General features: G+C 44.9%; 17 protein-coding genes. 9 read left to right on the top strand and 8 right to left on the bottom strand.

All coding sequences use genetic code 11. The annotated features are described in order from the left end of the window. Nucleotides 1-8: 8 nt before the first annotated feature. Nucleotides 9-869 (top strand): lytic murein transglycosylase, encoded by an 861-nt coding sequence (locus NC796_RS13410; RefSeq protein WP_310685080.1) that lies wholly within the window; start codon nucleotides 9-11, stop codon nucleotides 867-869. A 545-nt stretch (nucleotides 870-1,414) separates the two neighbouring features. Here NC796_RS13410 and groL read toward each other — a convergent pair. From groL to rsmA, 3 genes are all read right to left on the bottom strand, one after another. Beyond that, nucleotides 1,415-3,091 carry a chaperonin GroEL gene (groL, locus tag NC796_RS13405; protein ID WP_310685078.1) on the bottom strand — a complete coding sequence of 559 codons (1,677 nt, stop codon included), beginning with the start codon at nucleotides 3,089-3,091 and terminating at the stop codon, nucleotides 1,415-1,417. A gap of 63 nt (nucleotides 3,092-3,154) precedes the next feature. After that, a complete protein-coding gene (groES, locus tag NC796_RS13400) occupies nucleotides 3,155-3,448 on the bottom strand; it encodes a co-chaperone GroES (protein ID WP_310685076.1) in 294 nt (97 codons plus the stop codon). A gap of 244 nt (nucleotides 3,449-3,692) precedes the next feature. Further along, nucleotides 3,693-4,469, bottom strand: coding sequence for a 16S rRNA (adenine(1518)-N(6)/adenine(1519)-N(6))-dimethyltransferase RsmA (gene rsmA, locus NC796_RS13395; RefSeq protein ID WP_310685074.1), 777 nt, complete (start codon nucleotides 4,467-4,469; stop codon nucleotides 3,693-3,695). Between the two features lie 216 nt (nucleotides 4,470-4,685). Between rsmA and NC796_RS13390 the strand changes: the two genes are divergently transcribed. Continuing rightward, nucleotides 4,686-5,900 carry an alanine dehydrogenase gene (locus NC796_RS13390; protein WP_310685073.1) on the top strand — a complete coding sequence of 405 codons (1,215 nt, stop codon included), beginning with the start codon at nucleotides 4,686-4,688 and terminating at the stop codon, nucleotides 5,898-5,900. A gap of 74 nt (nucleotides 5,901-5,974) precedes the next feature. Beyond that, nucleotides 5,975-6,343, top strand: a complete 369-nt coding sequence (locus NC796_RS13385; protein ID WP_310685072.1) for a hypothetical protein — start codon at nucleotides 5,975-5,977, stop codon at nucleotides 6,341-6,343. A 225-nt stretch (nucleotides 6,344-6,568) separates the two neighbouring features. Here NC796_RS13385 and acs read toward each other — a convergent pair whose 3' ends face one another. From acs to NC796_RS13370, 3 genes are all read right to left on the bottom strand, one after another. Further along, nucleotides 6,569-8,467 carry an acetate--CoA ligase gene (gene acs / locus NC796_RS13380; RefSeq protein ID WP_310685071.1) on the bottom strand — a complete coding sequence of 633 codons (1,899 nt, stop codon included), beginning with the start codon at nucleotides 8,465-8,467 and terminating at the stop codon, nucleotides 6,569-6,571. A gap of 223 nt (nucleotides 8,468-8,690) precedes the next feature. Continuing rightward, nucleotides 8,691-10,397 carry a sodium:solute symporter family protein gene (locus NC796_RS13375; RefSeq protein ID WP_310685070.1) on the bottom strand — a complete coding sequence of 569 codons (1,707 nt, stop codon included), beginning with the start codon at nucleotides 10,395-10,397 and terminating at the stop codon, nucleotides 8,691-8,693. 59 nt (nucleotides 10,398-10,456) lie between these two features. Then, a complete protein-coding gene (locus NC796_RS13370) occupies nucleotides 10,457-10,717 on the bottom strand; it encodes a DUF4212 domain-containing protein (RefSeq protein ID WP_310685069.1) in 261 nt (86 codons plus the stop codon). A 214-nt stretch (nucleotides 10,718-10,931) separates the two neighbouring features. On the opposite strand from NC796_RS13370, the gene NC796_RS13365 reads away from it, so the two are divergent. After that, on the top strand, nucleotides 10,932-13,403 hold the full coding sequence (locus tag NC796_RS13365) for a ligase-associated DNA damage response DEXH box helicase (protein ID WP_310685068.1): 2,472 nt from the start codon (nucleotides 10,932-10,934) through the stop codon (nucleotides 13,401-13,403). Next, nucleotides 13,400-14,077 carry a ligase-associated DNA damage response endonuclease PdeM gene (gene pdeM / locus NC796_RS13360; RefSeq protein ID WP_310685067.1) on the top strand — a complete coding sequence of 226 codons (678 nt, stop codon included), beginning with the start codon at nucleotides 13,400-13,402 and terminating at the stop codon, nucleotides 14,075-14,077. Before NC796_RS13365 ends, pdeM begins: the two co-directional genes overlap by 4 nt. 31 nt (nucleotides 14,078-14,108) lie before the next feature. Here the strand turns inward: pdeM and NC796_RS13355 are convergent, their stop codons facing one another. Beyond that, the gene (locus NC796_RS13355) at nucleotides 14,109-14,675 is read right to left on the bottom strand and encodes a sigma-70 family RNA polymerase sigma factor (protein WP_310685066.1); all 567 of its coding nucleotides are present in this window, start codon (nucleotides 14,673-14,675) and stop codon (nucleotides 14,109-14,111) included. A gap of 482 nt (nucleotides 14,676-15,157) precedes the next feature. Here NC796_RS13355 and NC796_RS13350 point away from each other — a divergent pair, with 482 nt between their 5' ends. The 4 genes from NC796_RS13350 to NC796_RS13335 all read left to right on the top strand — a co-directional run bounded on the left by NC796_RS13350 (nucleotide 15,158) and on the right by NC796_RS13335 (nucleotide 19,279). After that, nucleotides 15,158-15,361, top strand: coding sequence for a hypothetical protein (locus NC796_RS13350; protein ID WP_310685065.1), 204 nt, complete (start codon nucleotides 15,158-15,160; stop codon nucleotides 15,359-15,361). A gap of 56 nt (nucleotides 15,362-15,417) precedes the next feature. Then, nucleotides 15,418-15,621, top strand: a complete 204-nt coding sequence (locus NC796_RS13345) for a hypothetical protein (RefSeq protein WP_310685064.1) — start codon at nucleotides 15,418-15,420, stop codon at nucleotides 15,619-15,621. A 56-nt stretch (nucleotides 15,622-15,677) separates the two neighbouring features. Further along, nucleotides 15,678-15,881: a hypothetical protein gene (locus tag NC796_RS13340; protein WP_310685064.1), complete on the top strand. Its 204-nt coding sequence runs from the start codon at nucleotides 15,678-15,680 to the stop codon at nucleotides 15,879-15,881. 155 nt (nucleotides 15,882-16,036) lie between these two features. Continuing rightward, nucleotides 16,037-19,279, top strand: a complete 3,243-nt coding sequence (locus NC796_RS13335; protein WP_310685063.1) for a CHAT domain-containing protein — start codon at nucleotides 16,037-16,039, stop codon at nucleotides 19,277-19,279. Between the two features lie 61 nt (nucleotides 19,280-19,340). On the opposite strand, the gene NC796_RS13330 is transcribed toward NC796_RS13335, so the two are convergent. Continuing rightward, nucleotides 19,341-20,072 (bottom strand): tetratricopeptide repeat protein, encoded by a 732-nt coding sequence (locus NC796_RS13330; protein ID WP_310685062.1) that lies wholly within the window; start codon nucleotides 20,070-20,072, stop codon nucleotides 19,341-19,343. Between the last annotated feature and the right edge of the window lie 222 nt (nucleotides 20,073-20,294).

The raw sequence follows: 20,294 nt of genomic DNA, 5'->3' as shown, positions 1-20,294 counted from the left end.
AGTGATCTATGACTACTTATCTACAGTTTCTTTACAGGAGATGCAGTTCATTTTTACTGATGTTGCTGGTTGGGACCTTTAGCATCGGTCAAACACAACCTTTGGCCACGCAAGCGGTGGTTACTGTTGATGAAAAAAGCCCCAATTCTGATTCATTGACGCTGGAAAAATACGATGAAGCGTTGCAGGCATTGGCCGATTATTTCAAAAAAGAGGGATTTAATATTGAACCACTGCTACAAGATCAGCGGTTTGAAATTTATGATAAAATCGGGGATCGCTTCAAAAACTCGGCAGAAAAAAAATCGCTCGACCTGGAGACTTACAAAAGAATACTCGGGTTTGAACACAAACAGCGCAACATCGTGGAGTTCGTCAATACCCACGAAGATCAACTCAACAAAGCCGAAAACAGGTACGGGATATCCAAGTATGTGATCTCGGCCATTATCGGTATTGAGTCAGATTTCGGTAAAAACTTTGGCAGTTACAACCCCTTCAACTCCTATGTCTCGATGTATGTAGTTAACTATCGTGCAGATTTTGCCCGCGCCCAGCTAAAAGAGCTCCTGGACTTTACTCAACGAAATGAAATCGATGTTTTTGAGTTGAAATCCAGCTACGCCGGGGCGATGTCATATGGACAGTTCATCCCCTACTCTATCAACAAGTGGTTTGTGGGAAGTGACATTTTTGATGTGGATAACAATATTTTGTCCATTGCCAACTACCTCTCTTACTTCAAGGAGCGCACCGGAAACATCGAGACGGCAGTTCTTCGGTACAATCCCAGCAGCCTTTATCGGGATGCCGTGCTAAGCCTGGCCGATGAAGCTAAAAACATGCACGCTGGTTCTACCGGAAGATAACAGTCGTTTTTTCTTTATTTTCAGACCTGTCAGGTTTCCAAATCCTGGCAGGTTTTTTTAAGGAATATCTCCCTCCTCTCAGTACAATGCTGGATAACCTCGAATCCGAAAAAAGGCAATAGTTTTCCAAATGCTGCGCATCAGTTAGAGAAAACATACCCAACATTAATCGAAACGTTGCACAGGATTTAATCAAAAGTTGCGCAACTCTTACCTCGACGCTGCGCAACATTTTTAAAACGGTGCGCAGCGTTTTCCAATCCACAAGCCTGACTAATTTTATAAGCCCGGCAGGCCTTTTTAATAAAATAGATACCCCTTCTCAAAACCATACTGCCCTAACTTTTTGTTGGATAAAGATCGAAACAGAGTAAATCCCTGGATTGCCAGGTTGAATGTACGGGCACGGTGCAACGTGCCCCAACGATATAAGCTCTATAAAACTGTTCGGAACGGTAATAAAAAAAGCCCCACTCCCGAAAAGGAAGTGAGGCTTTAATTTATTCAGACGCTAGTTGGTCTGAGTGGTCAATGGAAAGGCGATCTTACATCATGCCGCCCATGCCACCCATTCCTCCCATGCCGCCCATTCCGCCAGGCATACCGCCGCCGGCAGGTCCGTCGTCATCGTCATCGTCGCCTTTGCCAGGCTTGTCAGACACAATGGCTTCGGTCGTCAGCATGAGGCCGGCAACAGAAGCAGAGTTTTCGAGAGCAGTTCGAGCTACTTTCGTAGGATCGATAACGCCAGCTTTGATCAGGTCTTCATACACTTCGGTACGTGCGTTGTAACCGAATGCATCCTTACCTTCACGCACTTTTTGTACAACGATAGAGCCTTCGGCACCAGCGTTGTTGGCGATAGTTCGGAGCGGAGCTTCAAGAGCTCGTCGGATGATATCGAAACCAACTTCCTGATCCGGGTTTTCACCTTCCAGACCTTCAAGTGCTTTCTGAGCACGGATGAAAGCGACGCCTCCACCGGGCACGATGCCTTCTTCAACAGCAGCACGGGTTGCGTGCAGGGCATCTTCAACGCGGGCTTTTTTCTCTTTCATCTCTACTTCGGAAGCAGCACCAATGTTCAGCACTGCAACACCACCGCTCAGCTTGGCAAGACGCTCTTGCAGCTTCTCACGGTCGTAGTCAGAAGACGTGGTTTCGATCTGGCCTTTGATCTGGTTGATGCGGGCCTTGATATCTTTGTCGTTACCCTGGCCACCAACGATAGTGGTATTATCCTTGTCTACGTTGATGCGGTCAGCAGTACCGAGATAATCGAGCGTAGCATTTTCGAGTTTGTAGCCGCGCTCTTCAGAAATCACGGTACCACCGGTAAGGATAGCGATATCTTCCAGCATCTGCTTGCGTCGGTCACCAAAGCCTGGTGCTTTAACAGCGGCAATCTTCAGGGAACCACGCAGCTTGTTAACAACCAGTGTAGCCAGCGCTTCGCCTTCGATATCTTCAGCGATAATCAGCAGGGGCTTGCTGGTTTGAATTACCTTTTCCAAGATAGGAAGCAGATCCTTCATGTTTGAGATCTTACTGTCGAAGATCAGGATATGAGGCTCTTCCATCTCGGCGGTCATCGTTTCAGAATTTGTCACAAAGTATGGTGACAGGTAACCGCGGTCGAACTGCATACCTTCGACCGTCTCGAGATAGGTTTCGGTACCTTTGGCTTCTTCAACGGTGATCACGCCATCTTTGCCCACTTTTTCCATCGCGTCAGCAATCAGGTTGCCGATCGCTTCGTCGTTGTTGGCAGAAATGGTTCCAACCTGGGCAATCTCGCTGCGGTCGCTGATCTCTTTGCTTTGCTCTCGCAGATTAGCAATGACAGCGTTAACGGCCTGTTCAATGCCCCGTTTCAGTTCCATCGGATTCGCACCGGCAGTAACGTTTTTCAGACCGGTTTGAATAATGGATTGTGCAAGCACAGTAGCGGTTGTCGTACCGTCACCGGCATTGTCACTGGTTTTGGAAGCAACTTCCTTCACCATCTGAGCTCCCATATTCTCTCGCTTGTTGGAAAGCTCGATCTCTTTTGCAACCGTCACACCGTCTTTGGTTACGGTAGGTGCACCAAATGATTTTTCAATTACAACGTTGCGTCCACGTGGGCCCAACGTAACCTTGACAGCGTTCGCCAGCTTGTCAACGCCGCGCTTTAGCGCATCGCGGGCTTCCATATCGTAGTGAACTAATTTTGCAGACATAGTTCTCCTATTAGTTTATTAACTTTTGATTTAATTTTTTGGGGATAAAATCCATGAAAAGAATTAGGAAACAATTCCTAAGATGTCAGCTTCTCGCATAATCAGGTACTCTTCACCATCCAATGTAATTTCGGTACCTGAATATTTTCCATACAGAACCTTGTCGCCTTCAGCAACCGACATATCAATTTTGGTTCCGTTTTCCACTTTGCCCGGACCGGCAGCTACCACAGTTCCCTTTTGGGGTTTTTCTTTAGCTGTATCCGGGATAATGATACCCGAACTTGTTTTTTCTTCGGCAGGTTCAGGCTGAACCAAAACACGATCACTTAAGGGTTTAATTTTTGTTTTAGCCATATGTATGACTCCCTAATTTAGGTTAATAGTTGAAGTTGAAATTCTGTTTACTCAAAAATCTTTTCAAACTTGAACTGTAAGAACACTTCAAAGTATTTCAGGTAGATATATGAGCAAGTACCGTACCAAACAGCACTGAAATGCTAAAATGAACCTCAAAAAACCTAAAAAAGGAAGATAACTGCTCAATATACCCCTCCTATAGCGTATTGATGAATGTCAACTAATTTTAGTAGCCGAAATTTCAGGTCAAAATGCCATCTTCTTCAAGACGTGCTGTCAACTTTTCATAAATAGATGGCTCCCAGGCTTCTGCCCTCTTGTCAAAATTAAATCCCTCTGGAAGATTCTTTTTATCGATGATGGGCTTAAGCGCATTACTTAATTTTTTTCGGCGCTGGTTAAATGCTGTTCGGACGACCGTTTTCAGATGCTCGTCACTACACTCCAGCGGACCTTTATCAAAGGTAAGGCGGATGATGGCGCTGTCAACATTGGGCTGAGGACTAAAAACCTGCCGTGGAACATCGAACAATATCTCCGGGCTGCTCATCAGCTGGGTTTGTACGCTGAGAATCCCATAGTCTTTGGTCCGGATATCTGCAACAATGCGTTCCGCCACCTCTTTTTGCATCATCAGTAAGGCATCCCCCAGCAGCGCTCTGTTTTCAAGAAGTAAAAACAATATTTGGCTGGTGATGTAATACGGAAGATTCCCGATTATGTGCGTTTGTTCCTTTTCTGCTACCAGTTCATTAAAATCGGCCTCCAGTATATCCTTGTGGATTACCTTGAGCCCTGGAAATTTATCCTCCAACATCTCCACGGCCCGCTGGTCAAGCTCTACCGCAATCAGATCCTCAAATCGTTCGAGTAGTGCCTCAGTCAATGTGCCCGTGCCCGGACCGATCTCAATAACCCGATCTCCAGGTGCAGCTGTAATCGCACCGGCGATCTTTTCAATCATATTTTTGTCTTTTAAAAAATGCTGTCCTAGACTCTTTTTGGGACGGATGCTCATTCTTGGTTATTCGTTATTAGTTATTGGTTATTTGAGTTGCTGGTAGCGAGCTCACCTACTCTTCGTGAGTGAAATACCATTTATCACATTGAAAGCAAGAATCCTCATCCAATCTCTGCTGTCTCACTCTCACAAAAACCCTTTTTGCTTCAAGAGTAAGTTTAAATTAATTTGTTCAAAATATTCACTCAACGCTGGGCAAACAAATCCTTATTTATGGACATAAACCCTCTTGAAACAGAACAGATTGGTATTAAAACGCTTGAAAAGCGGTTAATGAAATCCAACTCTGAAATCTCCCTTAAAATTGGGCTGCCCAAAGAGGTGAACAATGACGAACGTCGCCTGTCTTTAACGCCCGGTGGTGTCTCCGTTTTGACGGCCAACGGTCACGAAGTATTTATTGAAAAGGGAGCCGGGGAAGAAGCCAACTTTGAGGATTCTGAATTTGCCGACGCGGGTGCCGAGATTACATTCAGCGTCGATGAACTTTATAAAAAATCGGAGATGATCGTAAAGGTGGCGCCTCCCAGCGAAGAGGAATATGAACTTTTGGAGCCGGACCAGACTCTGATTTCGGCCCTCCACCTGGGCAATGCCACCGAAGAATTTATGGATATCCTCATCAAAAAAAATATTACTGCCATTGGTTACGAGTTTATCCAGGGCGAGGACAAGGAGTTCCCCATTGTGCGGATGATGCACGAAATTACCGGTTCAATGGCCGTGCAGATCGCCGCACATTACCTTGAAAAAAACGACGGCGGGCAGGGCATTATGCTGGGTGGTATCTCCGGTATCCCTCCTGCCACGGTGGTAATTTTGGGGGCAGGAATCACAGCCGAGTATGCTGCACGGACGGCCCTGGGATATGGCTCCCAGGTTTTTGTCATGGATAACGACCTGACCCGTCTCCGACACCTCGAAAATGCCTTGGACCGGCGGATTATTACTGCTACAGCCAACTACCAGTATCTCTCTTCTGCCCTCCAGTATGCTGATGTTGTAATCGGGGCGGCTATGTCGGAAGGAGAACGCGCACCAGTGCTGGTCACAGAAACGATGGTGGCCAATATGAAGCCCGGCAGCGTCATCGTGGATACCGTCATAGACCAGGGCGGCTGCATCGCCACCAGCAGGGCCACTGTGCACTCCGATCCTATTTACAAAAAGCATGATGTAATTCACTACTGCGTGCCCAATATTCCATCAAATGTAGCTCGCACGGCGACCTATGCGTTGAACAATGTTATTGCTCCCTACCTGTTGTCCATAGGTGATGCCGGCGGAATCAAGCAGTGCCTGTGGTCGAATACAGCCCTGCGCAACGGTACATATGTCTACAAAAAGCATCTCACAAAAAAATCACTGGCTGAAATTTTTGATATGCCGTACCGTGAAATTGAGATGCTGATTGCCAGCCAAATTTAATTTTGAGTGTTGAATGTTAAATCTTGGATTATTTGAAATTCAACATCCATAACTCAAAATTCACAATTGCCCTTATGCCTCATTCCGAGTTAAGTGAATACAACTTTAAACGAATCAGCCTGATCAACTGGGGGCTGTGCTTCCCATTGATCCTGCTGTTTGGGTGGCCATTTCTTTTTCTCTGCAGCTATTTCAAGATTGAACAGGTCTTTGCTTTTCCAGGAGCCTTCCTCTTTTCTTTACCCTTCCTTTTCACCATTCTTCACGGTCATGTCACTATGGCGCTTGGGGCTTCCCACCGCCATCACTACTACGAGTGGCTGACGGAAAATCCTTACTCCTACGGCATTCTTTTTCACAACCTGTTTACTAAAACCCGGTTTCGGTTGGCATTGCTGGCGGCCAGTGTCATTTTGTTTGCCTGGGGATATTTCTCTGTTTAGAACAAGCGGAATGCTCCACTTCCCAAGTGGGCTACACCTTTTTTGCTAAAACTCTTTTTAAAAATACATCCCACCGTTGAGGTGGAATTGGAGATGCTCGTTTCTATAAAATCCACTGGCTAAAAGATCAGCCAAACTCTTAAGTGAATCACTTCCCAATAAAAAACCTCCAAGGTTGAGAAACCCTGGAGGTTTATGATTTCTTAAGACTTGCTATTTACTTGTCTAGTACGACTTTCCGCCTTTGATATCTTCAACGACGCTTGGGTCGAGCAGTGTTGACGTATCGCCCAGGTCGTCGGCTTCACCCGCGGCAACCTTTCGGAGAATACGCCGCATAATTTTACCGGAGCGGGTCTTCGGTAATCCACTCACGATCTGGATTTTATCCGGCTTGGCAATGGGACTAATGATCTTACTCACAAGATCGTGAATCTCCTTCTTGAAATCCTCGGGACTGGAGACGCCATTTTCGGTAATCATAAAGGCAAAAACACCCTCACCTTTGATGTCGTGTGGATATCCTACCACGGCCGACTCTACCACTTTGGGATGCTCGTCAATGGCATTCTCGATCTCGGCTGTACCCAAGCGGTGACCGCTCACATTGAGCACGTCATCCACGCGACCGGTAATACGATAGTAGCCATCCTCGTCGCGTTTACAACCATCCCCGGTAAAGTAATATCCTTTATAGGGATTAAAGTAGGTATCCATGTACCGCTCGTGCTCACCCCAGATGCCACGCGTCATGCCAGGCCACGGTTTTTTAATCACAAGATTGCCCTGCACGCCGTTGCCTCTGATCTCCTCTCCATTTTCATCGACCAGCGCAGGCTGAATTCCCGGCAGTGGCAGCGTTGCGTAACCCGGTTTTGTGGGTGTAATGCCCGCAAGTGGTGAAATCATGATGCCCCCGGTCTCGGTCTGCCACCAGGTGTCGACAATGGGACATTCTCCGTTTCCAATTTTATCGTGATACCAGTGCCAGGCTTCTTCGTTAATCGGCTCTCCGACCGTACCGAGCACTTTCAGCGAGCTAAGATCATATTTGTTTACATATTCAATGTCTTCTTTCATTAGGGCCCGGATGGCGGTCGGTGCCGTGTAGAAGTGCGTAACTTTATACTTTTCGACAACCTCCCATAAGCGACCGGGATCGGGATACGTAGGCGTACCTTCAAAAATGATGCTGGTATTGCCATTAAGCAACGGCCCGTATGTCACGTAAGAGTGACCGGTAATCCAGCCCGCATCGGCCGTACACCAGTAGACATCATTTTCTTCCACCTGGAACACATTCCGCATTGTGTAACTTACATACACCATATAGCCGCCACAGGTATGCACCTGGCCTTTGGGCTTGCCGGTTGAGCCGGAGGTGTAGAGAATAAACAGCGGATCCTCGGCATCCATCTCTACGGCTTCATGCTCTTTGGATGCGTTGCGAATCAGCATATGCCACCACTGGTCGCGTCCTTCTTTCCAGTCGATATCACGGTTGGTGCGCTGGCAGACGATGACGTTTTCAACGGAGGGGCAATCTTCGAGTGCCTCGTCGGAAATATCCTTCAACGGCACGTGCTTGTCGCCGCGGCGCAGACCATCGTTGGTGATCAGCATTTTGGCATCGCAGTCCTGGATACGCTCGGCCAGCGATTGTGCGGAAAAGCCGGCAAAAACGATCGAGTGAACGGCACCAATACGAGCACAGGCCAATGCAGCAATTGCCAGCTCAGGAGTCATAGCCATATAGATGGCTACCCGGTCTCCTTTTTTAATCCCTTGTTCCTCCAGCACATTCGCGAACCGACAGACATCCTCGTGAAGCTGACGATAGGTGATTGTCCTGCGGAAGGAGTCGGGATGGTTGGGTTCAAAAATAAAGGCGGGTTTATTCCCGATGGTATTCAGGTGGCGATCGAGGCAGTTCTCAGTAATATTCATTTTACCACCTTCGAACCACTTTACGTTACCTTCTTCAAAACTACCGCTGTGTGTTTTATCCCATCGCTTGCGCCAGTAAAAGGTCCCCGCTTCGTGCTCCCAAAACGCCTCTGGATCTTTCACGCTTTCATCATATACCTTCTTGTATTCTTCAAATGACTTGATGTTTAACCACATAGGTTCATCCCTTCTTACAAAATTGAAATTACTTTATTCGGTTCAGGTATGTTAAATAATTTGAGATCAGAATCAAGTATTTAATAACAGTTTCTGATCAAGTAAAATTTAATTCACTATTGATTTCGTTCTACTAATAACCGGTTATAAATAAGTTTTTGCTTTGGCGGTTCACACAATTTTTCTCACACCTATTGCAAAGATTCTCTAGACGCCTGACAAGCTACTCTGATACTTTCTTCTCATCGAAACCTTTTACCACTTGGGCAGGATACCGGATCTCTTCCACCATCTCCTGTACATCTTCCGGTGGCTCCTGGGTGTACCGGGAGATGGTAAAAGCCACGACGAGATTCACCAAACCCGCAATTGTACCAAACCCTTCCGGCGATATGCCAAACCACCAGTCGGCTTCCGTTCCACCGCCGAAGCCACCGAGCTTGTATTTAATCATGTAAAACAGCATCAATACGATGCCCACAATCATACCTGTAATGGCGCCCTGTCGGTTCATTCGTTTATCAAAGATACCCAGCAGAATGGCTGGGAAGAAAGAGGCCGCAGCCAGGCCAAATGCCAGTGCCACGGTCGCTGCCACAAACCCCGGCGGATTAATACCAAAATATCCAGCTACCATAACTGCAAATCCGGCCGCAATTCTGGCCCATACCAATTCCATTTTTTCGGAGATCGATGGATAAATCTGTTTCTTAATTAAATCATGAGAAATACTGGTTGAAATCACCAACAGCAATCCCGCAGCTGTGGACAACGCAGCGGCCAAACCGCCTGCAGCCACCAAGCCCACCACCCAGCTGGGAAGATTTGCAATCTCGGGATTTGCCAGCACCATAATATCACGGTCAACCGTCAACTCATTTGCACTTTCATCAGCTACATACTGTATTCTGCCATCCTCGTTTTTATCATCGAAAGAGATAAGCCCCGTTTGCTCCCACTTGCTGAACCATGTCGGCACTTCAGAATACTCTGTGTTGGATACGGTCTGGATCATATTTACGCGGGCAAAAGCGGCAATGGCCGGGGCTGTCGTGTATAGAATTGCAATGAAAAGCAGTGCATATCCCACGGATTTGCGGGCATCACGTACTTTGGGTACGGTGAAAAAGCGGACGATGACATGTGGGAGTCCCGCGGTCCCCACCATAAGAGCAAGGGTAATCGCAAGAACGTCAATCGTTGGGCGACTACCCGATGTATATTCAGCAAAACCCAGGTCGGTATTCAACTGGTTGAGTTTTTCCAGCAGATAGGTTGAACTGTCGGCCAGGGTGCTTCCGAAGCCGATCTGGGGAATAAAGACGCCGGTCAGTTGAAAAGAGATGAAAAACGCCGGAACCATAAAGGCAAAAATAAGGATGCAGTACTGGGCTACCTGCGTGTAGGTAATGCCCTTCATCCCGCCCAACACTGCATAGGAAAAGACAATCAACATGCCAATATAGACCCCGATGTTAACAGGTACTTCCAAAAAGCGGGCAAACACCACTCCTACTCCACGCATCTGTCCAGCGACGTAAGTAAAAGAAACGATGACCGCACAGATCACCGCAACGGTCCGGGCAACGTTTGAATAGTAGCGATCACCAATGAAGTCGGGCACTGTAAACTTTCCAAACTTGCGTAGATAAGGTGCCAGCAATAGAGCCAAAAGCACATAACCGCCAGTCCACCCCATCAGGTAGACGGCCCCGTCATAGCCCATAAACGAAATAAGACCCGCCATGGAGATAAAAGAAGCGGCCGACATCCAGTCTGCAGCAGTTGCCATTCCATTGGCCAGCGGGGAAACCCCTGTACCAGCTATATAAAAATCACTTGTAGAAGCAGCACGCGCCCATATGGCGATGCCGATATAGATCGCAAAGGTCAATCCTACTAATAAATATGTCCATCCCTGTATGCCCATAAATATCTAATCCTGTTACTTTAATAAATCACTGAGGTAATTAAGAATTGGTGACTCTTCTAATCTTCATGCAGATCAAACTTTTTGTCGAGGCGGTTCATCAGCCAGACATAGACGAAAATGAGAATCACAAAAACATAGATTGAACCCTGCTGTGCGAACCAAAATCCCAATTTGAATCCCCCAAACTGGATCGTATTTAGCGGTTCCACGAGTATTATTCCGAACCCAAAAGATACGATAAACCAGATCGTCAGCAGGATACCAACATATTTTAGATTTTCACGCCAATACCCTTCCAAATGTTCTTTCTTTTCCATCCCGTAAACCTTGAAGTTTCTTCAAGTGAACTAACTGTGTGTCCGTATTTACACAAACACTTAAATAATTGTGTTGGAGGATTAAGTCAAATACAAAATTTGGCTCAAAATCAGATTTGGATCCGACGCTCTACTAAATCTGCAATCGATAAATTATATTACTGCGGACTGCGTTAAACATTTCTTGTATGGAAAAAATTGAGCTTTCTCAAGCATGAATCATACCCCTGGATTAGCAGAAGTTGAAAAGTGGTTTAAAAACCGTGGTTGGCAGCCGTTTGACTACCAGCGTGAAGTGTGGGAAGCCGTTTTATCCGGCAAAAATGGCCTGCTGAATGCACCTACAGGAAGTGGAAAAACCTATGCTTTATGGATTCCACTGCTGATTAACTGGATGAATGAGCATCCCAAAACGTACAAAGAACTGGCCGATAACGGACTACAACTTCTATGGATCACACCACTGCGCGCACTGGCAAAGGACCTGGAGCAAGCCCTGCAAACCGTGGTTGATGACCTAGAAATTCCCTGGGAGGTAGCTCGGCGAACCGGGGATGTCTCGGCATATCAGAAAAAAAAGATGCAGGAGCAAATGCCGGAAGTGCTTATCACCACACCGGAAAGTCTCCACATTTTGCTGGCCCAAAAGGGTTATCCCGACTACTTCGAAAATCTTCAGATGGTAGTCATGGACGAGTGGCACGAATTGTTGGGTTCCAAACGGGGCACGCAGGCCGAACTTGGGCTTTCGCGACTAAAACACTTGCGGGAAGAATTACAGATCTGGGGAATTTCAGCCACTATCGGCAACCTCGAGGAAGCTCTGGATGTGCTGTTGGGGACCGATCGCCAATCTAATAGCCCAGTAATTATCAAAGCTGATATTGAGAAAAAAATGGAAGTCCAATCGGTTCTACCTGACGATGTCGAAAAGTTTCCATGGTCCGGGCACCTGGGTACCCGGCTCTTGCCCAAAGTACTGCCGATTATCAATGAAAGCCAGTCAACCCTCATCTTTTGCAATACGCGATCACAATCGGAGGTCTGGTTTCAACAACTGCTGGACGCCCAACCCGAATTGGCGGGCTCAATTGCCCTGCACCACGGCTCACTCGATCCCAAAATACGGTCCTGGGTGGAAGTATCGCTGCACGAAGGGTCTCTCAAGGCAGTGGTATGCACTTCTAGTCTTGATCTCGGTGTCGACTTCACACCCGTTGAAACTGTGATCCAGGTGGGAAGCCCCAAGGGTGTGGCTCGGTTCCTGCAACGCGCCGGTCGCAGCGGTCACCAACCCGGGGCTACCAGCCGAATTTACTTTGTGCCTACCAATGCTCTCGAGCTGATTGAAGCTGCCGCACTAAAAACAGCGGCAGAAACGAAGAATGCCCTGGAAAGCCGGGATCCCATCCTCAAGCCTTATGACGTACTCGTGCAATATTTGGTGACATTAGGGGTATCAGATGGATTTCAGCCTGACCTGCTTTTTAATGAGCTCAGGACGACCTTTGCCTACCAGGCGCTGACGGAGAAAGAATGGAACTGGCTGCTGAACTTCCTCACCACGGGTGGGAAATCACTGACCCGGTATGACAAATATTCGAAGCTGGTGGCCGAAGATGGTGTTTACAGGGTAACTGACCGAAAGATTGCACGCCGCCACCGGATGTCGATCGGCACCATCGCCAGCGATACAATGATGAAGGTAAAATATATGAAGGGTGCAACGCTGGGAAATATCGAGGAGTGGTTTATCACGAAATTAAAACCGGGTGATACGTTCTGGTTTGCAGGCCGCGCGCTAGAGCTAATCCGTACCAAAGACATGACGGCCTATGTACGCCGATCGAACGCATCCAAAGCGATTGTACCAAGCTGGATGGGCGGGCGGATGTCACTTTCCTCCGATATGTCGAAAATACTGCGCCATAAAATGCACGAGGCTATCGAGGGGGATACGGATGATATTGAGCTTCAAACCATCCAACCGATTCTTGATGTACAGAACAACTGGTCGATACTGCCCGATGAGAATGAACTGGTGATAGAGAAAACGTTCTCAAAAGAGGGCTGCCATCTCTTTTTCTTCCCTTTTGAGGGCCGTTATGTGCATGAAGGGATGTCCGCCCTGGTAGCCTATCGCATCTCACAAATAATGCCGATCACCTTTTCCATTGCAATGAATGATTATGGATTTGAGCTGCTTTCTGACAAAGAAATCCCCATTGAACAGGCCCTGGAACAGGATCTTTTTTCGGATGAGAATCTTGTCGAAGATATCTTTTCCAGCCTTAATGACACAGAGATGGCCAGGCACCGCTTCAGGGGTATCTGCCAGATTTCAGGCCTTATCTTTCCGGGATATCCCGGCCAAAAGAAAACCGGGCGCCATCTCCAGATGTCATCCGGACTCTTTTTCGATGTATTCTCCGAGTATGAACCTGATAACCTCCTCTTGCAGCAAGCCTATGATGAAGTGCTCTCGTATCAGCTCGATGAAGTGAGGCTTCGCAAAGCCCTCAAACGTATTCAATCCCAAAAAATAACCTTGAAGAACACGAAAAAATTTACTCCTTTTGCCTTCCCGATTATGGTTGATCGGCTGCGCGAGCGGCTAACTTCCGAAAAGCTGATTGACCAAGTGAAGAAGATGCAGGTTGAACTGGAGAAACAAGTGGCAATATGAGAAGCATACCAAATGCAAAACGACTGCACCTGAAGAAACAACGGCTTTGGCTGCTCCCTCAAAAAGCGCTTTTTTGGGAAAAGAAAAAGATACTGATGATTGCCGATCCACACCTTGGGAAGGCAGAGCATTTTCGTCGGAATGGGATCCCCGTTCCGGGAAGTGTAAATACAACAAATCTTGAACTGCTCGATAGGCTACTGAAAGCTGTTGAAGTCGAACATCTCATAACGCTGGGTGATCTTTTCCACAGCAGGCATAACCGGGAATGGGATCATTTTTTTGAATGGCGAGCAAAGCACCGTGCACTGGAAGTAACGCTTGTTATCGGTAATCATGATATTCTGGAGCGCGACACCTACCATTCCTCCCGTATTAACCTTTTCCACAAGTTACGTATTGGTCCATTTCTGCTGGTTCATGATCTTTCAAAAGTACAATTCGATCCCCAAAAACCCGGCTACCTGTTGAGTGGACATGTTCATCCCGCAATACAACTAAGAGGAAAAGGACGGCAGTCAATGAAACTTCCCTGCTTCTATTTTGGAAACAATCAGGGAATTTTACCAGCATTTGGAGAATTTACCGGCACCCATGTAATTAAACCTAAACCGGAAGATAAGGTCTTTGCCGTTGTAGATGGGCATCTCATACCGATTCAGGAACTGACGTAATAGAATAGCTTTTTATTAAACTGGAAGTCTGCTATTGATTGGACTTTCGTTTTACACAATGGTGCAGACGACTTAAGATCCGGGACTTCTTTGTTCTCACATTTGCACCGGAAATATTGAAATGATCGCTGGCCTGCTTGGTCGTCGCCTGTGGTTTATCTATAAAGTACTCAATAAAACGGCGCGATTTGGCACGCAACTCTTTTAAGCATTCTTTAAGAATCTCCTGGCGCTCTTCTTCCAATAGGTTTTCATACTGTTCAGCAGGATCTATCATATGCTGTTCATGGTCTTCAATGGGATGGTTAAACTTATTCTTATCCTTGGCATATCGATAATACTCGTGTCGGCAGGCCCGAATCATATACATAAAAATGTACTTTTCTTTACGGATATTATCCTTATTGATCTGTTCAAGCACATTCAAGACGGCCTGCTGGACACACTCTTCTGCATCCTGCTCATCTGCTCCCATGGTTACCTTGAGGTAATCGATTAACCGGGGAAGCAATTCTTCAAGTAAGTCGTTTGCCTTACCCTTTCTATTTTCCTGTAAAGCGACAACTAGTTCTGAATAATCAACTCTGGAAGAACTCAATGGGATGGATCTGTACTGTTATTATTTTATCTATTTAAAAACCCCGGAGTAAATCTAACATAGGGAATTTACCTACCAGCATTCGTAACTGAATTTAATCCAACAATTATAATTAAACTACTCTTTACGCAATACCTAAGCTATTATACCTAGATGTTTTTAAAATATTAAATATTAGACCAACACTAGATTCCAACTAAAATTTAATTTATAATATTAACTGTAACAAATAAATATGATTATATATTATATTTACAAATAGTTTTATATCAAACTTATAATTTAGATTAGGCTACAAAATCGTCACAGATTATTTTTCCCAGATAAAAATGTCTCAACGGGATTTTTTTTGTAACAAAAACCCAATAAGTCACTCTTGTTCTCATGGGATAATATACATTTGACCAGGTGCAATTTGAGTTTTGTCTTACAAAAGGCACCAAAAAATAAAAATTCAATCACAACTAATAAGGACAATTACCATGAACGCACTCAAAACTTTCTCTGTCAAAACACTCGCTTTCTCCATGATCATCGCCCTGGCCGCCGGCTGTGCCTCGGTCACCGACGCCACCTTCGAGGCCCCCGAGCAGCCGACCACCATCGACCAGCCGGCCCAGCCCACACCGGAAACCTTCGGCGGCAATGACGATGACGTCCAGCCGATTTACGAAAAACCCGAATAATTCAACTTCAACCAGCAGAAACCCAACTATTTTTAAACACTAAAATCTATTCGACCATGAACGCACTCAAAACTTTCTCTGTCAAAACACTCGCTTTCTCCATGATCATCGCCCTGGCTGCCGGTTGCGCCTCCGTCACCGACGCCACCTTCGAGGCCCCCGACCAGCCGACCACCATCGACCAGCCGGCCCAGCCCACACCGGAAACCTTCGGCGGCAATGACGATGACGTCCAGCCGATTTACGAAAAACCCGAATAATTCAACTTCAACCAGCAGAAACCCAACTATTTTTAAACACTAAAATCTATTCGACCATGAACGCACTCAAAACTTTCTCTGTCAAAACACTCGCTTTCTCCATGATCATCGCCCTGGCTGCCGGTTGCGCCTCCGTCACCGACGCCACCTTCGAGGCCCCCGACCAGCCGACCACCATCGACCAGCCGGCCCAGCCCACACCGGAAACCTTCGGCGGCAATGACGATGACGTCCAGCCGATTTACGAAAAACCCGAATAAATATTTTGAATCCCCGTTCAGTATCTGAACAGTCATTACCTTTTTTTCAACAGGCGGCTTAACATCAAATGTATTAAAAACAATTCGCTGGCTTTACAGTTGTTTTATGGAATCGATCTTGGTAGCTTGTCAGGCTAAACTAATTAATAGTCTCTATGGTCCTACAAATCTTACTTCTTTTTGTGGTGGGATTATTGCCTCAAAATACTTCTACGGATCAATTGAAAAATCAGGCAAGAAACCAGACAACGCATTATCTGAATCAAATAGAAAAGGAGAAAAATGTAGACATTAATCTTTGGGCCCTTACTGCGCTATGTGAAAATAAGCAACACGAAGAGTTGTTGAATTTTATTCACTCCCAGACTCCTAAGCATGAAGTTTTAAAAGAGTTAAAGTACCCATTTTGTAACTATAACTCTAAGTCAAAACATCTAGAAAAGCTAGGGTACATTACCAGCTCTCCACGTTTGATTCTATCCGCTGTGCTCGAAGAAAGTAATCACGAGATACAAGCTGCTATATACAAAAAATTTGAGAGTAACACGGGACAGTTCAATAATTTAAATGTTGACTATGTTTCAATCATTAAAAATGTCATAGCTGAAGATTCAATAGGTACCGATCTTCTTTCAACTGACTTTAGCTTTGCACATTTTCAACTTCTCTTCAAAAGCAAATTACTGAGAAAATCTTTCCTTACAAAGATTGCTGATACCTGGCACGAAGGCTCTACAAATCTCAAAACTGATTCACTCGAAAAATCACTATTTTTGGTCTCACTGATAAGAGTGTTGTTTTTGACAGACGACTATACCAAAATACATAATTTACATTCCATTATAGCGAATGAAAAACTTGTCCCTTTGTCCAATATAAAAACAAAAGTTTACCGCTATTGGGACTACACTATGTATCTCCTTGGCTTGTACGATAAAGGCCTTAACATTTTAAGAAATTACTCAATTCCTCTTTCAAAATTTTTAAAAGATAAAGAAGAAGAGCTAAATCTACTCCAGACAACAGGAATTTATCTATACCAGATAGGTAAAATTCAAAGTGCAAAGCAAATTTATCAGGAAGTGCTCAGTAGGGCACAAAATCAAAATTTACGTGTCAGTAAGTCAAGTCTCTATAATAATTTAAGTATTACTCACCTTAAAAGTGGAGATTTTGATAGATATCTTCAATTTCAGTTTAGATCATTAGACATAGCTGAAAAGAAAGAAAGATATGATAACCAACTTGAAATATTACGCAATTTGCATGTCTTTTATCGAAGAAATGGAGACATTAATTCCTCCCTCAGATATATCAATAAAGCTTTAAACTTATCTAAAAAATACGGTAATACTCGAGATCTTGGGTCTATTTATACCTCATTAGGTGTTTTTTATCGAGACCTTAATTCTAATCCTGATTCCGCCTCTTACTATTTTGACAAAGCAAAATCAGTACTTAACCAAAATCAAAACTTCAACCACTATGTAATTCTACTTCGAGAAAATGCCAGGTTATATGAAAACAATAATGAGTATATGAAAGCCATAGGTATATACAGGGATATTAAGGATTTTGTCAAAACACAAACACAATCCCCTACTTATTTAGATGCCCTGATTGATGAAGCTCGGATTCTACTAAAACTGGGGAAACTTGTACAAGTAGAAGATATTCTAGTTGAAATTGAAAATTCTGACTTGTCCCTTCTCGACTTTTCTGAAATTATTAAAGCAAAAGCACTGCGGGCCGGTTATCTAATAGAAACGGAGCAAAAACGACAAGCCTATGAAATTATGAAGCCTGCTATTGAACAAATAGTTGAATGGGCAAAGAATAGTACCGATCTACAATCTGGCTTCTGGAATGTTGAACAAGAGTACATTAATGCGTTTAAGCTCTGGGTAGAACTACTTATTGATACCAATCGGCCGGGGGAAGCTGTACTGGCTCTGGACCAGCTTAAAACTATTAATGATGCTGGCTTTTACCAGGATCCCATGGTGAAGTCCAGCCAACTGAATGAGTCGGAACTCACCCAATACCGTAACTTGACTCAGGAATTAGACCGTTTGCGTAAACAACAACTAAGCTCTGACAATAATCAACAACTTGACCTTCAGAGCAGAATTGATCGACTGAATGCCCAAAAGCGGGCATTGGACCGCAAAATCACCCAGTATGCCGATCGACCAACTGTCAACATTGATCAAATTCAGCAGCGGCTGACCTCCAAAGATCTGATTATTCACATTACTGAACTCAAGAACACGTACTATTTTGCCCAAATTTCGCGGCGCAATGTAAAGTTCCAGAAAGTGGAATTAGACAAATCCACCCGCTCTCTTTTTGAACAGGCGATCCAGGAGCTCTCACAGGGCGAAACTGACCTTAACAAATTGTATCAAATCAGCGAAATACTTGAGCTTTCTAACATACCAAATGTTACCGAAAATGTAATTATGATTCCTGACAGCTACCTGTTTCAGTTGCCGATTGATATCTTGCCAGCAGAGGCTCCATCCCATAACTACAGTTACGGAGGGACGACCTACCAAATTGAACAGTTCAGAACGGAATACCTGACTTCACTCAATGAACTGGTGTATGGAACCGAAACCGAAAAATCATTCAATTGGGATTATGTGGGATTCGGTATTACCGACTTTAGTGATGACAGATCAAACTTAATGCCACTCCCGCATGCTGGAAAAGAGGTTACCCAGATATCCAGAGAGCTGACAAATCTTGAAGCCCACCGCACTATGCTGGAACAAAATTCGACTGAAGATGCCTTTAGACAAAACGCTCCCAAGGCACGTGTGCTCCACCTGGCTACTCACAGTAGAGTTTCTGAACAAGATCCCCTTTTCTCAACAATCTATATGAGCGCACCTGAAAATAAAAAAGACCAGGACCAGTTTAATGGACAAATTTTTGCTTACGAACTGTTTGAGATGAATTTATCCAATGAACTGATCATGCTAAATTCCTGTGAATCAGGGTCCGGTTCGTATCTGCAAGGCTCTGGCATTGTAGGCATTAGCCGGGCATTACGATATGCTGGTGCAGAAAGCCTGGTGCTCAATTTGTGGTCAGTAAATGATATGATGGCCTCAGACTTTGCCGTCGAATTTTATAAAGCTATAAATAAAGGGGACAGCAAATCTGAAGCGCTTAGAAAAGCAAAAATCCATTTCCTGAAACAGAAGAATGCAAATCCGCATTATTGGGGGCCTTACATGCTTATTGGCAGCAGCCGGCCGATCGTACAGCCGCAGCAATCTACTAACTTGTTGTTTGCCGGTGGATTCCTCCTTTATTTAGTGGTGATGGTGGGACTTTCATACACGGTTCAGCTAAGGAAGGATAGCCACGATCTCAAAGAAGCAGCATAAAAAAAGCCCGACCTTAACGGCCGGGCCTAATAAATAAAGTTAGACAATAATTGCAGCTGTTCTAGGCACTGGCTAAGGCGTCCAAGTAGTGCTTGGCCACCCGGCGATATGCTCCATCCAATTGATATGCATTTTGGATGGCCTGTTGCGCCTTGTCCAGTTGATTCATTTGGAAATATGCATTCCCGAGATACCAATACCCTTTCTCACGGGTCAGTATATCAACCTCTTTCTTCTCCACTACCTTCTGAAAATTCTGCGTAGCAAGCTGGTAATCCCCGCTATTATAGTACAAGGAGCCAATATTAAGATAAAGTTCAGCTGTCCAATTGGGACTGCTGGCATTTTGGACCTCTTGTTCCAGCAGGGTAATAGCTTCACTCGTGTTACCCCTGTTAGCAAGTGCCAGAGCGTTTTTCAGCACTTCCTGCTGGGAATCATTCCCAATCACACCATCCTCAGATCGATAATAATCCAATTCAATACTGGCTATTGGCTCTACGGTTTGCGACTGTGTATTGGGATAATTCACCACCGTTAACACTGCGACCAGGAGTATAACTACAGCGGCTGCTGCATAGCTCCACGAACGTTTCAGGCTGAAGACCTTGCTCTTTTTACGTTCAGATTCAATCACTGCCTTCGTGTTGGCAACGGTTTTAAGGTAATCGAGCTGATTGCCGTCCTGTATTAGCTCAGCCCACAATTCATCTACTTCTTCCCGAGAAAGCTGACCATTGATATATAGGTCAATTTTCTCTTCGAGTTCCTTATTTATGTGACTCTCAATCATCTGCTTGCGTCTTAAGGTTTACCTTTAATTCCCTAACTATAAAATATCAAATAATTAGCTGAAATATTATTTTATTAGGGATGTTTATTTACATATTTATTAGATCAGAAGAAAAAATATACTTCTAACAACTTTTATTTTGTAGAGTATATTAGTTTTTAAATCATCTCCTTGGAATATGATTATCTTATTTCTCCCAATTCTTGTACACAAGAGTGCCAC

It is taken from the genome of Aliifodinibius sp. S!AR15-10 (genome assembly GCF_031569985.1).
In the GTDB taxonomy this organism is placed as follows: Bacteria; Bacteroidota; Rhodothermia; order Balneolales; family Balneolaceae; genus JAMQKA01.
The sequence above is the reverse complement of the archived record's forward strand: the minus strand, read 5'-3'. Positions and strand labels throughout refer to the sequence as shown.

Bases quoted from the DNA above. Each gene is read 5' to 3' on its own strand.
- NC796_RS13410 (WP_310685080.1), top strand. From the start codon at position 9: ATGACTACTTATCTACAGTTTCTTTACAGGAGATGCAGTTCATTTTTA.
- groL (WP_310685078.1), bottom strand. From the start codon at position 3,091: ATGTCTGCAAAATTAGTTCACTACGATATGGAAGCCCGCGATGCGCTA.
- groES (WP_310685076.1), bottom strand. From the start codon at position 3,448: ATGGCTAAAACAAAAATTAAACCCTTAAGTGATCGTGTTTTGGTTCAG.
- rsmA (WP_310685074.1), bottom strand. From the start codon at position 4,469: ATGAGCATCCGTCCCAAAAAGAGTCTAGGACAGCATTTTTTAAAAGAC.
- NC796_RS13390 (WP_310685073.1), top strand. From the start codon at position 4,686: ATGGACATAAACCCTCTTGAAACAGAACAGATTGGTATTAAAACGCTT.
- NC796_RS13385 (WP_310685072.1), top strand. From the start codon at position 5,975: ATGCCTCATTCCGAGTTAAGTGAATACAACTTTAAACGAATCAGCCTG.
- acs (WP_310685071.1), bottom strand. From the start codon at position 8,467: ATGTGGTTAAACATCAAGTCATTTGAAGAATACAAGAAGGTATATGAT.
- NC796_RS13375 (WP_310685070.1), bottom strand. From the start codon at position 10,397: ATGGGCATACAGGGATGGACATATTTATTAGTAGGATTGACCTTTGCG.
- NC796_RS13370 (WP_310685069.1), bottom strand. From the start codon at position 10,717: ATGGAAAAGAAAGAACATTTGGAAGGGTATTGGCGTGAAAATCTAAAA.
- NC796_RS13365 (WP_310685068.1), top strand. From the start codon at position 10,932: ATGAATCATACCCCTGGATTAGCAGAAGTTGAAAAGTGGTTTAAAAAC.
- pdeM (WP_310685067.1), top strand. From the start codon at position 13,400: ATGAGAAGCATACCAAATGCAAAACGACTGCACCTGAAGAAACAACGG.
- NC796_RS13350 (WP_310685065.1), top strand. From the start codon at position 15,158: ATGAACGCACTCAAAACTTTCTCTGTCAAAACACTCGCTTTCTCCATG.
- NC796_RS13345 (WP_310685064.1), top strand. From the start codon at position 15,418: ATGAACGCACTCAAAACTTTCTCTGTCAAAACACTCGCTTTCTCCATG.
- NC796_RS13340 (WP_310685064.1), top strand. From the start codon at position 15,678: ATGAACGCACTCAAAACTTTCTCTGTCAAAACACTCGCTTTCTCCATG.
- NC796_RS13335 (WP_310685063.1), top strand. From the start codon at position 16,037: ATGGTCCTACAAATCTTACTTCTTTTTGTGGTGGGATTATTGCCTCAA.
- NC796_RS13330 (WP_310685062.1), bottom strand. From the start codon at position 20,072: ATGATTGAGAGTCACATAAATAAGGAACTCGAAGAGAAAATTGACCTA.